The 12,892-nt window shown below is 59.5% G+C and carries 11 protein-coding genes; 8 read left to right on the forward strand and 3 right to left on the reverse strand.

The genetic code is table 11. The annotated features are described in order from the left end of the window. The first annotated feature begins 82 nt into the window (after positions 1-82). From EKL02_RS14575 to EKL02_RS14605, 7 genes are all read left to right on the forward strand, one after another. On the forward strand, positions 83-808 hold the full coding sequence (locus EKL02_RS14575) for a 16S rRNA (uracil(1498)-N(3))-methyltransferase (protein WP_128902722.1): 726 nt from the start codon (positions 83-85) through the stop codon (positions 806-808). A 96-nt stretch (positions 809-904) separates the two neighbouring features. Continuing rightward, positions 905-1,882, forward strand: a complete 978-nt coding sequence (locus EKL02_RS14580) for a bifunctional riboflavin kinase/FAD synthetase (RefSeq protein ID WP_128902723.1) — start codon at positions 905-907, stop codon at positions 1,880-1,882. 83 nt (positions 1,883-1,965) lie between these two features. Next, a complete protein-coding gene (ileS, locus tag EKL02_RS14585; RefSeq protein ID WP_128902724.1) occupies positions 1,966-4,842 on the forward strand; it encodes an isoleucine--tRNA ligase in 2,877 nt (958 codons plus the stop codon). Positions 4,843-4,859: 17 nt separating this feature from the next. Then, on the forward strand, positions 4,860-5,360 hold the full coding sequence (gene lspA / locus EKL02_RS14590; protein ID WP_128902725.1) for a signal peptidase II: 501 nt from the start codon (positions 4,860-4,862) through the stop codon (positions 5,358-5,360). Between the two features lie 18 nt (positions 5,361-5,378). Beyond that, complete coding sequence (coaBC, locus tag EKL02_RS14595; RefSeq protein WP_128902726.1) at positions 5,379-6,569, forward strand: bifunctional phosphopantothenoylcysteine decarboxylase/phosphopantothenate--cysteine ligase CoaBC; 1,191 nt, start codon at positions 5,379-5,381, stop codon at positions 6,567-6,569. A gap of 76 nt (positions 6,570-6,645) precedes the next feature. After that, positions 6,646-7,095, forward strand: coding sequence for a dUTP diphosphatase (dut, locus tag EKL02_RS14600; RefSeq protein ID WP_128902727.1), 450 nt, complete (start codon positions 6,646-6,648; stop codon positions 7,093-7,095). 11 nt (positions 7,096-7,106) lie between these two features. Next, positions 7,107-8,195 (forward strand): M48 family metallopeptidase, encoded by a 1,089-nt coding sequence (locus EKL02_RS14605; protein ID WP_128902728.1) that lies wholly within the window; start codon positions 7,107-7,109, stop codon positions 8,193-8,195. A 77-nt stretch (positions 8,196-8,272) separates the two neighbouring features. Here EKL02_RS14605 and clpA read toward each other — a convergent pair whose 3' ends face one another. After that, entirely contained in the window at positions 8,273-10,573 is a 2,301-nt protein-coding gene (gene clpA / locus EKL02_RS14610; protein WP_128902729.1) for an ATP-dependent Clp protease ATP-binding subunit ClpA, read from the reverse strand. After that, positions 10,570-10,878, reverse strand: coding sequence for an ATP-dependent Clp protease adapter ClpS (gene clpS / locus EKL02_RS14615; RefSeq protein ID WP_128902730.1), 309 nt, complete (start codon positions 10,876-10,878; stop codon positions 10,570-10,572). The genes clpA and clpS overlap by 4 nt, the downstream gene beginning before the upstream one ends. Positions 10,879-11,218: 340 nt before the next feature. Here clpS and EKL02_RS14620 point away from each other — a divergent pair, with 340 nt between their 5' ends. After that, complete coding sequence (locus EKL02_RS14620; RefSeq protein WP_009665919.1) at positions 11,219-11,422, forward strand: cold-shock protein; 204 nt, start codon at positions 11,219-11,221, stop codon at positions 11,420-11,422. 137 nt (positions 11,423-11,559) lie between these two features. Here the strand turns inward: EKL02_RS14620 and icd are convergent, their stop codons facing one another. After that, positions 11,560-12,813 carry an NADP-dependent isocitrate dehydrogenase gene (icd, locus tag EKL02_RS14625; RefSeq protein ID WP_128902731.1) on the reverse strand — a complete coding sequence of 418 codons (1,254 nt, stop codon included), beginning with the start codon at positions 12,811-12,813 and terminating at the stop codon, positions 11,560-11,562. Between the last annotated feature and the right edge of the window lie 79 nt (positions 12,814-12,892).

Consider the following 12,892-nt stretch of genomic DNA (forward strand, 5'->3'; position numbering starts at 1 on the left):
CCAGAGCCAGCCCCCCATCAATCATTTTGGGATACGATCCGAAGCTTTGATAACAAAAGCATATTGAAGCGATACTCCCGTCATGCCGCGATTTTTCTGTGATCAACCTCTGGCAATTGGCCAGGTCATTTCCCTGCCGGATGCCGTCGCCCGCCATGTCCAGGTCTTGCGACTGGCGCCAGGCGATACCCTCACGCTGTTCAATGGCGAGGGCGGCGAATACGCAGCGACGCTCCTTACCCTGGACAAACGCGGTGCCACCGCTGAAATCCAGGCATTTTCCCCACGTGAGGCAGAGCTCAGCTCCACCATCACCCTGGCCCAGGCGCTCCCGGAAGGCGCCAAGATGGACTGGATTATCGAAAAAGCCGTAGAACTGGGAGTGACGGGCGTGCAACCGCTGGCTGCCCAGCGCTGCGTGGTGCGCCTGGCTGCGGATCGGGCACAGAAAAAATTGCAGCATTGGCAAGGCGTCGCCGTCGCTGCCGCAGAACAAAGTGGCCGCAACCGTGTATCGCGCATTGCCGACATCGCTGATTTTCGCTCGTGGATTGCCCAACCAGGGGCAGATCGCCGTATCTTGTTGAGTCCACGCGCAGAAATCTCGCTGACGAACTGGGCACGCGCCCAGCCGCCTCAACCCCTGACCCTGATCGTCGGGCCGGAAGGGGGATTATCGAAACAGGAAGAAGATGATGCATTGAAACATGGTGCGCTCGCCCTATCGATGGGATCACGGATCTTGCGCACGGAAACTGCGGGCATGGCAGCGCTGGCAGCATTAAATGCCCTGTGGGGAGAAATGTAAGGTCCCGAGGCACGTGGCGATCCGCTTTTGCCGTCGAGAACCTCAGGAAAAGATTTATAATTCAAGGTTTTGCGGCATTTTCCAATTTTGGGCTTAATGAGAGTATTTCGCGGACTTCCCAATGCTGCGTCACGCGCGCCCTGCGCATTGACGATCGGCAACTTCGACGGCGTGCATCGCGGCCACCAGACGTTGCTGGCGCACTTGCGCGCGGCCGCCGACTGCCTCCAGCTGGAAGCAGCGGTCATGACGTTCGAGCCGCATCCCCGTGAATTTTTTGCGCAAGTCACCCAAGGCGCAGTACAGCCCCCCGCCCGCATCGCCAGCCTGCGCGACAAACTCCAATCGCTGGCTGGCAATGGCGTCGATCGCGTCATCGTCGAGCATTTCAATGCGCATTTCGCCGCGCTGTCTCCTGACGACTTCGTCGAAAAAATTCTGGTGCAGGGCTTGCACGTGAAATGGCTGATGGTCGGCGAGGATTTCTGCTTTGGCGCCAGGCGTGCCGGCAACGTCGACTATTTGATGGAGGCTGGCCGACGCCATGGTTTCCAGGTCGAGTCGCTATCGACAGTCATGGATGGCGACATGCGAATTTCTTCCTCGGCTGTGCGCACTGCGCTGGCAGCGGGAAATTTTGCAGCGACAGCGCACATGCTTGGGCATTCCTACACGATATCCGGACATGTCATCCATGGACAAAAGCTCGGGCGCGACTTGGGTTTTCCCACGCTGAACTTGCGCGTCGCACACAAAAACCCTGCCCTGTCCGGTATTTTCGTGGTGCAGGTACATGGCCTGGCGCGCCATCCCCTGCCCGCAGTTGCCAGCCTGGGCGTGCGGCCGACCGTGGATGATTCCGGCCGGGTGCTGCTGGAAGTGCATGTGCTGGACTGGGCGGGCGATTGCTACGGCAAGATGGTGCAGGTCGAATTCCTGGAGAAATTACGCGATGAAGAAAAATACGTCGACTTGCCAACCCTGACCGCAGCGATCAGGCGCGATGCCGACCAGGCCCGCGCCTATTTCGCGCGGATCGGCACGACGGCCGTATCGGCGACCGACCGAATTTGACGCTCGCGCACGTAATCTCCCGGCGGCGGCGGATGTAAACCCGGCGCCATCCAAGCTCTTTCGAATTTCAGTGAAAAGACACTATGTCCGACAATAAACCGAACAAGCCGGCTGCCAAGCCGCAAAGCAAATATCCGGTCAACATGACCGAAACCGCCTTCCCCATGCGCGGCGACCTCGCCAAGCGCGAACCGCAATGGGTCAAGCAATGGCAAGACAAGAAAATCTACGAACGCATCCGCAAGGCCGCCAAGGGGCGCCCGATGTTCGTACTGCATGATGGCCCGCCGTTCGCCAACGGCGACATCCACATGGGCCATGCCATGAACAAGATCCTGAAGGACATGATCATCAAGTCGCGCACCCTGGCCGGTTTCGATGCGCCGTACGTGCCAGGCTGGGATTGCCACGGCATGCCGATCGAGATCCATATCGAAAAGCAGTATGGCAAGGGCTTGCCCGTCACCGAAGTGCTGGCCAAGTCGCGTGCCTATGCCAGCGAACAGATCGAGCGGCAGAAGGCAGGCTTCATCCGCCTGGGCGTCCTGGGCGAATGGGATCGCCCTTACAAGACCATGGATTTCGGCAATGAAGCCGATGAACTGCGCACGCTCGGCAAGCTGATGCAAAAAGGCTATGTCTACCGCGGCCTGAAACCGGTCAACTGGTGCTTCGATTGCGGCTCCTCGCTGGCCGAGGCTGAAGTCGAATACCAGGACAAGCGCGATCCGGCCATCGATGTCGGCTTCCCGTTTGCCGAGCCGGCCAAACTTGCCCATGCCTTCGGCCTGGACAGGCTGCCGACCGAAAAAGGTTATGCCATCATCTGGACCACCACGCCGTGGACCATCCCGGCCAACCAGGCCCTGAACGTGCACCCCGACCATCGCTATGCGCTTGTGCAGACCGAACGCAATGGCGAAACCATCCTGCTCTTGCTCGCAGTCGAGCTGGTGGCGGCCTGCCTGCAGCGCTACGGCCTGGAAGGCAAGATCATCGCTACCGCGCCGGGTGAAGCGCTGTCCATGATCAATTTCAAGCATCCTTTCCATGATGCCGACCCAGGCTACAAGCGCCTGGCGCCTGTTTATGTCAGCGATTACGTCACCCTCGACACCGGCACCGGCATTGTCCATTCCGCGCCTGCCTATGGCGTGGATGACTTCATCTCTTGCAAGACGCATGGCATGAAGGATGACGAAATTCTCAAGCCTGTCCTGGGTGACGGCAAGTACGCCTCCTGGCTGCCCTTCTTCGCCGGCCTGACGATCTGGGAAGCGTCCAAGCCGATCTGCGCCAAGCTGGACGAAGTCGGTTCGCTGTTCAAGCTGGTGATGTTCGACCATAGCTACATGCATTGCTGGCGCCACAAGACACCCATCATCTACCGCGCCACGTCGCAGTGGTTCGCCGGCATGGATGTCAAGCCGAACGACAGCAACAACAGCCTGCGCGAAACGGCGCTGGCCGGCGTCGAGGCAACCTCGTTCTATCCGGCCTGGGGCAAGGCGCGCCTGCACGGCATGATCGCCAACCGGCCCGACTGGACCCTGTCGCGCCAGCGCCAGTGGGGCGTGCCGATGGCTTTCTTCGTGCATAAGGAAACCGGCGAACTGCATCCTCGCACGCCGGAGTTGCTGGAACAAGTCGCCAAACGCATCGAACAAGGCGGCATCGAGGCATGGCAGGCAATCGATCCGAAAGAATTGCTGGGCGACGATGCCGACAACTACATCAAGAACCGCGACACGCTCGACGTCTGGTTTGATTCCGGCTCAACCCACCAGACCGTACTGCGCGGTTCGCACGCCGTTCAGTCACATTTTCCTGCCGATCTGTATCTGGAAGGTTCGGACCAGCATCGCGGCTGGTTCCACTCTTCCCTGCTGACCTCGTCGATGCTCAACGGCCGCGCGCCATACAAGGCCTTGCTGACGCACGGCATGGTGGTGGACGGCGAAGGCAAGAAAATGTCCAAGTCGGTCGGCAACGTGGTGTCGCCGCAAAAGGTATTCGATACACTGGGCGCCGACATCCTGCGCCTCTGGGTGGCGTCCGGCGATTACTCTGGCGAATTGACCATCTCGGATGAAATCCTGAAGCGCGTCACCGAGTCCTATCGCCGCATCCGCAACACCTTGCGCTTCCTGCTCGCAAACACGTCCGATTTCGATCCGGCCAAGGATGCGGTCGCGATCGACGAACTGGCGGAAATCGACCGTTACGCCATCGCCCGCATGGCACAAGTGCAAGGGGAAATCCTGCAGCACTTCCAGGATTATGAATTCCACCCGGTGGTCGCGAAGCTGCAGATGTACTGCTCGGAAGACCTGGGCGGCTTCTATCTCGATATCCTGAAAGACCGCCTGTACACCAGCGGTGTCGCGTCCAAGGCCCGCCGTTCGGCGCAAACGGCGATCTGGCATATCAGCCATGCCCTGCTGCGCGTGATGGCACCGATCCTGTCGTTCACGGCCGAAGAAGCCTGGGCCGTGTTCGCCGGTGAGCAGACTTATGCTGCCAGCGACGAGACGATTTTCACTCAGACGCATTACGCCCTGCCGGAAATCGCCGACGCCGCTGCATTGCTGAACAAGTATGCCGTTGTGCTGGAAGTGCGCACGGCTGTGACCAAGCAACTGGAAGAAGTGCGCATGGCCGGCGGCATCGGTTCGTCCCTGCAGGCAGAAATCGAGGTCAAGGCCAGCGGCGAAAAGTACGCGCAGCTGCAAAGTTTCGGTGATGACCTGAAATTCGTGTTCATCACTTCCCAGGCGAAGGTCACGCAAGTGGCAAGCGACGCTGAAGAAGCGGTCGTGGTAACACCGTCCGCAGAACAGAAATGCGAACGCTGCTGGCATTACCGCGCCGATGTCGGCGCCCACGCCGACCACGCGGGCATTTGCGGACGCTGTGTCACCAACCTGTTCGGCGGTGGTGAATCGCGCAAGTTCGCCTGATAGCTATAGGAATCGATATGGCAAAAAAAAGCAGTTTCTCCACGAGCGGCGGCAATTCCCTCCTGCCCTGGATGGGCATTGCCACCATCGTCCTGCTATTGGACCAGCTGAGCAAGATCACCATTACGCGACTGTTTTCCTATGGCGAATCGGTGGCGGTGACCTCCTTCTTCAACCTGGTGCTGGTATATAACAAGGGCGCCGCCTTCAGCTTCCTGGCCAGCCAGGGAGGCTGGCAGCGCTGGTTCTTCACTGCCCTGGGACTCGGCGCCGCATTGTTCATCGTTTACCTGCTCAAGCGCCATGCCGGCCAGCGCATGTTTTGCTGGGCATTGGCTTTGATCCTGGGCGGCGCCATTGGCAATGTGATTGATCGTGTACTCTATGGCCACGTGATCGATTTCCTCGACTTCCATGTCGGTGGCTGGCACTGGCCCGCCTTTAACGTGGCCGACAGCGCCATCTGCATCGGCGCCGTGCTGTTCGTGCTCGATGAATTGCGACGCGTAAAAAAATAATATCCGGAAGGAGTACGCATGGAACTGGCTGGAAAAAAAATCATTCTGGGCCTCTCCGGCGGCATCGCTTGCTACAAGGCCGCCGAACTGGCGCGCCTTCTGGGCAAGGCAGGCGCCTCGGTGCAGGTGGCGATGACCGACGCAGCCACCCATTTCATGACTACCGTGACAATGCAGGCGCTGACGGGCAAGCCGGTATTTACCGACCAGTGGGACGGACGCATCGCCAACAACATGGCGCATATCGACCTGTCGCGCGAGGCGGACGCCATCCTGATCGCCCCCTGCTCCGCCGATTTCATGTTCAAGCTGGCGCACGGCGCCTGCGACGACCTGCTTTCCACCCTGTGCCTGGCGCGACCGGCTGGCTTGCCGCTCTTGGTGGCGCCGGCAATGAATGTCGAGATGTGGCAAAACCCGGCGACGCAGCGCAATGCGGCACGCCTGAAGGAAGACGGCATCCGGATCATGGGGCCGGGCGCGGGCGAGCAGGCCTGCGGCGAAACGGGCCTTGGCCGCATGCTCGAACCGGAGCAACTCCTGGAAGAAGTGATTGCCTCCTTCCAGCCCAAAGTCCTGTCCGGCAAACGCATCCTGCTGACAGCCGGCCCCACCTTTGAGCCGATCGACCCGGTACGCGGCATCACCAACCTCTCATCAGGCAAGATGGGGTTTGCCATTGCCCGCGCTGCCCGCGAAGCAGGCGCGCAAGTTACGCTGGTGACAGGGCCCACCGGCCTGCAGACGCCCTATGGCGTCACCCGCATCGATGTGCAAACTGCACAGCAGATGCAGGACGCAGTGCTGAAGCAGGTCAGCGGCCAGGATGTCTTCATTGCCGTGGCTGCGGTGGCTGACTGGCGCGTGGTCGGCGCCAGTGAACAGAAACTGAAAAAGGACGCGGCGGGCACCCCGCCGCAATTGCAGCTGGCTCCCAACCCGGATATCCTGGCTGCCGTGGCAGCGCTGCCGCAGCGCCCCTATTGCGTCGGTTTTGCCGCCGAGTCCGAGAATCTCGCGCAGTATGGCGAAGAAAAACGCCGCCGCAAGAATGTGCCTCTTTTGGTCGGCAACATCGGCCACCAGACTTTCGGCCGCGACGACAATGAACTGACGCTGTTCGAGGACAGCGGGCAAACCACGCTGCCGCGTGCGGACAAGCAGGCGCTGGCGCGCCAGCTGGTTGTCGCTATTGCGCGGCGCATCTGATTTCCTGCACCGGCCGCCGCATTGCCCGCGAGGCGATGCGGCAGCCACATTCTTTTTCCATCACAGCCCTATTTCCATGAAATCCATCGACGTCAAAATCCTCGACCCGCGCATGAAAGACCAGCTCCCGGCCTATGCTACCGGCGGCAGCGCGGGGCTTGACCTGCGCGCCTGCCTTGAGGCGCCACTGACCCTCCGGCCGGGCGAAACCCATCTGGTGCCCACCGGCCTTGCCATCCATATTAGCGACCCCGCCTATGCGGCAATGATCCTGCCGCGCAGCGGCCTGGGCCACAAGCATGGCATCGTGCTTGGGAACCTGGTCGGCCTGATCGACTCCGATTACCAGGGCCAGCTGATGGTATCGACCTGGAACCGCGGCCAGACGGAATTTGTCCTCAACCCCATGGAGCGGCTGGCGCAACTGGTGATCGTACCGGTGCTGCAGGTCGGCTTTAATGTGGTTGAAGAATTCGACAGCAGTGAACGCGGCGCCGGCGGTTTCGGCAGCACTGGCAAACATTGAAAGGACCACTCATGACCGAGCGCTTTACCCGCACCTCAAACCGCAAGCAGATGACCTGCCGTCTTGCCTCCCTGTTGCTGCCGGCAGCCCTTCTGACGGCCTGCGCCGTCCCGCCGCAGCAACCGGCCCAGCCGACCCCGGTCATCGCCAGCGTGCCAGCGGTGCCCGGTTCGGCGCAACAGCAAGCACTGCGGGCGATGGCAGAAGCGCAAAGCCGCATCGACCGCGTCACCGGCCCGCTGCTGGTGAATAACGCCCCCTTGTGCAAGTCGCACGCCTACAAGCTGCTCGGTTTTTCCGCCAAAAACAGGTATTCCTACTCGGCCGAACTGGCCGATACCGTGCAGCAGACCTTTGGCTACGGCGAGCGCCTGCAAGTCACCAACGTGCTTGCCGGCAGCGGCGCCGAACGCGTCGGCGTACTGCGCGGCGACATCCTGATCGCTGCCGAAAACAAGGAAATCCCGCCCGGCGAAAACGCCGAGCGCCAGGCTGCCACCGTGCTCGGACCGCTGGTGCGCGGACGCGCGCTGGTCAAGTTGACGGTGGAACGCAAGGGCGCGCCGATGTCGCTGGTGGTGCCGCTGACGCAATCCTGCGGATTCAGTGTCGACCTTGGCAACGCCGACCATGTCAATGCGTATGCTGACGGCCGCCGCGTCGTCATCACCCGCGGCATGCTGAACTTTGCACGATCCGAACAGGAACTGGCGTACGTGATCGCACGCGAAATGGCCCACAACATCCTCGGTCACGCCGGCAACCAGCGCATGGGCGCAACCCTGGGCGGCATCATCGACAACCTGATCCGCGTCACACCGGATCTGGATACCATGACTGGCCGCTCGGGTGTCATCCCCTATCCAGCCGCGCTGGACGCCGATGCCGACCGGCTCGGACTCTACCTGGCAGCCCGTGCGGGCTACAACGTCGATGCGGCAGCAGCGTTCTGGCAAAGGCTGGCCGAGCGCTACCCTGCTTCAGTCGCCAATGGCTATACGGCGATCCATCCGGATAACAGCGCCCGCCTGGCAGCGCTGGAAAAGGCCGCCGCCGAAATCCGCGCAAAACAGACAACCAAACGCCCCCTGCTACCCTAACTTCAGCCCCGCCAGAGGGGCAATAAAACAAAAGCCCGGCGCATTTGCATGCGCCGGGCTTTTTTCTTGCCGCTGCCTTATTCGATCTCGGCAGCTTCCAGCGGTGCGGCTGGCGGCGCAATGTCGCCTTCGATAAACTCCAGCTTGACCTGATCCTTCTCGTCCAGATCCACCGTCACGCGTCCGCCGGAGACCAGGCGGCCAAACAGCAATTCGTCGGCCAGGGCCTTGCGGATCATGTCCTGGATCAGGCGCGACATCGGGCGCGCTCCCATGAGCGGATCGAATCCCTTCTTTGCCAGGAAGCGGCGCAGCTTCTCGGAGAAGACGGCATCGACTTTTTTCTCGTGCAGCTGCTCTTCGAGTTGCATGAGGAACTTGTCCACCACGCGCAGGATGATTTCCTCGTCGAGCGCCTTGAAGCTGATGACGGCATCGAGGCGGTTGCGGAACTCCGGCGTAAACATGCGCTTGATGTCGGCCATTTCGTCACCCGCCTCGCGCTGCTCGGTGAACCCGATGGTGCGCCTTTGCAGGCTTTCGGCACCCGCATTGGTGGTCATGATGATGATGACATTGCGGAAGTCCGCCTTGCGCCCGTTGTTATCGGTCAGCGTGCCGTGATCCATCACCTGCAGCAGGATATTGAAAATATCCGGATGCGCCTTTTCGATCTCGTCGAGCAGCAGCACCGCATGCGGCTTCTTGGTGATCGCCTCGGTCAGCAAGCCGCCCTGGTCGAAACCGACGTAGCCAGGCGGCGCGCCGATCATGCGGCTGACTGCGTGGCGCTCCATGTACTCCGACATATCGAAGCGGATCAGATCAATGCCGAGGATGAAGGCCAGCTGCTTGGCGACCTCGGTCTTGCCGACGCCCGTGGGGCCGGAGAAGAGGAAGGAGCCGATCGGCTTGTCTGTCTTGCCCAGGCCCGCGCGTGCCATCTTGATGGCCGACGCCAGTGCCTCAATGGCCGGATCCTGGCCGAACACGACGTTTTTCAGGTCGCGGTCGATGGTCTGCAGCTTGCTGCGATCATCCTGGTTGACGGTCTGCGGCGGAATGCGCGCGATCTTGGCGATGATGTCCTCGATCTCGGCCTTGCCGATGGTTTTTTTCTGCTTGGACTTGGGCAGGATGCGTTGTGCAGCACCAGCCTCGTCGATAACGTCGATGGCCTTGTCGGGCAAGTGACGGTCGTTGATGAAGCGTGCTGCCAGTTCGGCCGCCGTGGTCAGTGCCGATGCCGAATACTTGATGCCGTGGTGTTCCTCGAAACGCGACTTCAGCCCGCGCAGGATCTGCACTGTCTGCTCGACTGTCGGCTCGTTGACATCAATCTTCTGGAAACGACGCGACAGGGCATGGTCCTTCTCGAAGACGCCGCGGTATTCGGTGAAGGTGGTTGCGCCGATGCATTTAAGCTGGCCGCTCGACAATGCCGGCTTCAGCAGGTTGGACGCATCCAGGGTACCGCCCGAGGCAGCGCCGGCGCCGATGATGGTATGGATCTCGTCGATGAACAGGATGCCGTTCGGATTATCCTTCAGCTGTTTCAGCACGGCCTTCAGGCGCTGCTCGAAATCGCCGCGGTACTTGGTGCCGGCCAGCAGCGCGCCCATGTCGAGCGAATACACGACCGCATTCTGCAGCACTTCCGGCACGTCGCCTTGCGTGACGCGCCAGGCCAGGCCCTCGGCGATGGCAGTCTTGCCCACGCCAGCTTCACCAACAAGCAGCGGATTGTTCTTGCGGCGGCGGCACAGGGTCTGGATCACGCGCTCGACCTCGGCTTCGCGGCCGATCAGCGGATCGATCTTGCCCTCGGCAGCGGCCTTGTTGAGGTTCTGGGTGAACTGCTCCAGCGGGCTTTCCTTGGCCTGTCCTTCGACCTGCGCATCTTCCGCACCCTCCGGCGACTTTTGCGGATCGCTTTGCTGATCCTTGCGCACCCCGTGGGAAATGAAATTCACCACGTCCAGGCGCGTCACGCCCTGCTGGTGCAGGTAGTACACCGCGTGCGAATCCTTCTCGCCGAAGATGGCCACCAGCACGTTCGCGCCGGTGACTTCCTTCTTGCCGTTGGATGCCGATTGCACGTGCATGATGGCACGCTGGATCACGCGCTGGAAACCCAGGGTCGGCTGGGTATCGACCTCGCTCGTACCGGGCACGGTCGGCGTATTGTCGCTAATAAAATTGGTGAGCGTCTTGCGCAGATCTTCGATGTTGACAGCGCAGGCGCGCAATACTTCCGCAGCCGACGGGTTGTCCAGCAACGCGAGCAGCAAATGCTCGACAGTGATGAACTCGTGTCGCGCTTGTCGCGCCTCAACGAAGGCCATATGCAAACTAACTTCAAGTTCTTGCGCAATCATGCTTCCTCCATCACGCACTGCAAGGGATGTCCTGCTTTCCTGGCGTGGGTTAATACCAACTCGACTTTCGTGGACGCAATATCCTTGGGATATACGCCGCACATTCCTTTTCCATCGCGGTGCACCTTGAGCATAATTTGCGTAGCAGTCTCACGGTCCTTGTTAAAAAATTCCTGAATGATCGCCACCACGAATTCCATCGGGGTGTAATCATCGTTTAACAATAACACCTGGTACATGGGCGGTGGTTTGAGCTTTTGCTCTTGCCGTGCCAGTACCGTCCCGTTGTCATGCTTAGTTGCCATGCGTCTATTCTAATGCTTTCACTTAGGCGCGCAACGCCCGAAAATAATTTCCACTACGGTTTTTAACGATATTACGCCCTTTCTTGATAGTGCGCAGGTGGCACCGGTTTAGAGTAAAACAAGAGCGATTTGTTGCGAACGCGCATAAATCAATAATTTGCCCATCTGATATCCCTTGACTTTCCCTTTTTTTCCTAGAACAATGAACAATATTGGCAAGGGTGAAAGTTGCACACTTGTTAATACGAAGTGAGCAGGTTTGAAGAGGGGGCAGCATTGCGCGAGCCTTCTTGCTTTTACGGCTCGTGTGATTAGTTCAATTTGAAAGAAGCTTTTTATTATGGCAACTGGTACTGTCAAGTGGTTCAACGATTCCAAAGGTTTCGGTTTTATCACTCCGGATGATGGTGGCGAAGATCTGTTCGCACACTTTTCCGCAATCCAAATGAACGGCTTCAAGACCCTCAAAGAAGGTCAAAAAGTCCAGTTCGAAGTAACGCAAGGCCCGAAAGGCAAGCAAGCTTCCAACATTCAGGCTCCCTGATTACCTTCAGAATGCCAAATGAAAAGCCCCGCTACCGCGGGGCTTTTTTATTGAATACGGGCCGCCGCAACATCAGCGCGTACCCGTAAAAAAAGCCGGACCAAGTCCGGCTTTCGTGTTTTTCCGCTGGCGCAGAATTACATGTTTTCGATCATGACATCGCCAAAGCCCGAGCAAGAAACCTGGGTTGCACCAGCCATCAGGCGGGCGAAATCGTAGGTGACTTTTTTCGAGTCGATGGATTTTTCCATCGAACTGATGATCAGGTCGGCTGCCTCGAGCCAGCCCATGTGACGCAACATCATTTCAGCGGACAGGATCAGCGAACCCGGGTTCACGTAATCCTTGCCGGCATACTTCGGTGCCGTGCCGTGGGTTGCTTCGAACATGGCCACGGAATCCGACAGGTTGGCGCCCGGGGCGATGCCGATGCCGCCGACTTGCGCTGCCAGGGCGTCGGAAATGTAGTCGCCGTTCAGATTCAGGGTGGCAATCACGCTGTACTCGTTCGGACGCAGCAGGATCTGCTGCAGGAACGCGTCGGCGATCGAATCCTTGACGATGATTTCCTTGCCGGTCTTCGGATTCTTGAACTTGCACCATGGGCCGCCATCGACCAGCTCGGCGCCGAATTCCTTCTGTGCCAGGGCGTAAGCCCAGTCACGGAAGCCGCCTTCGGTGTACTTCATGATGTTGCCCTTGTGAACGATCGTCACGGAAGGCTTGTCATTGTCGATGGCGTACTGGATTGCCTTGCGCACCAGGCGCTCAGTGCCTTCACGCGAAACCGGCTTGATGCCGATACCGGAAGTATTCGGGAAACGGATCTTCTTGACGCCCATTTCCTTGGTCAGGAATTCAATGAGTTTCTTGACGCTGTCGGAACCTTCGGCCCATTCGATGCCGGCGTAAATATCTTCGGAGTTTTCACGGAAGATGACCATGTCGGTCTTTTCCGGCTCACGCACCGGCGAAGGCACGCCCTTGAAATAGCGCACCGGGCGCAGGCAGACATACAGGTCCAGTTCCTGGCGCAGTGCCACGTTCAGGGAACGGATGCCGCCGCCGACTGGCGTGGTCAGCGGGCCCTTGATCGAGACGACGTAGTCCTTCAGGACCTTCAGGGTTTCTTCCGGCAGCCAGACGTCAGGACCATAGACCTTGGTCGACTTTTCGCCTGCATAGATTTCCATCCAGTTGATCTTGCGCTTGCCGCCATAGGCCTTGGCAACGGCAGCATCGACCACCTTGATCATGACCGGGCTGATGTCCACGCCGGTGCCGTCACCCTCGATGTAGGGAATGACTGGATTGTCGGGAACGGTCAGGGAGAAATCGGGGTTGACGGTGATTTTTTGGCCGTCTGCAGGTACTTTGATATGTTGGAACATCTTGGTCTCCAGGTGGAAGGAGGGTTTGACCGGTGTTTTTTCGAACCGCCGGTTCTAAATCAAATGCTGGTCTTATATA

Source organism: Janthinobacterium sp. 17J80-10 (assembly GCF_004114795.1).
Classification (GTDB): Bacteria; Pseudomonadota; Gammaproteobacteria; order Burkholderiales; family Burkholderiaceae_D; genus Paucimonas.

Coding starts and splice junctions, on each gene's coding strand:
- clpS (WP_128902730.1), bottom strand. CDS start 10,878: ATGGCAACTAAGCATGACAACGGGACGGTACTGGCACGGCAAGAGCAA.
- clpA (WP_128902729.1), bottom strand. CDS start 10,573: ATGATTGCGCAAGAACTTGAAGTTAGTTTGCATATGGCCTTCGTTGAG.
- icd (WP_128902731.1), bottom strand. CDS start 12,813: ATGTTCCAACATATCAAAGTACCTGCAGACGGCCAAAAAATCACCGTC.
- lspA (WP_128902725.1), top strand. CDS start 4,860: ATGGCAAAAAAAAGCAGTTTCTCCACGAGCGGCGGCAATTCCCTCCTG.
- EKL02_RS14580 (WP_128902723.1), top strand. CDS start 905: ATGAGAGTATTTCGCGGACTTCCCAATGCTGCGTCACGCGCGCCCTGC.
- ileS (WP_128902724.1), top strand. CDS start 1,966: ATGTCCGACAATAAACCGAACAAGCCGGCTGCCAAGCCGCAAAGCAAA.
- dut (WP_128902727.1), top strand. CDS start 6,646: ATGAAATCCATCGACGTCAAAATCCTCGACCCGCGCATGAAAGACCAG.
- EKL02_RS14605 (WP_128902728.1), top strand. CDS start 7,107: ATGACCGAGCGCTTTACCCGCACCTCAAACCGCAAGCAGATGACCTGC.
- EKL02_RS14620 (WP_009665919.1), top strand. CDS start 11,219: ATGGCAACTGGTACTGTCAAGTGGTTCAACGATTCCAAAGGTTTCGGT.
- EKL02_RS14575 (WP_128902722.1), top strand. CDS start 83: ATGCCGCGATTTTTCTGTGATCAACCTCTGGCAATTGGCCAGGTCATT.
- coaBC (WP_128902726.1), top strand. CDS start 5,379: ATGGAACTGGCTGGAAAAAAAATCATTCTGGGCCTCTCCGGCGGCATC.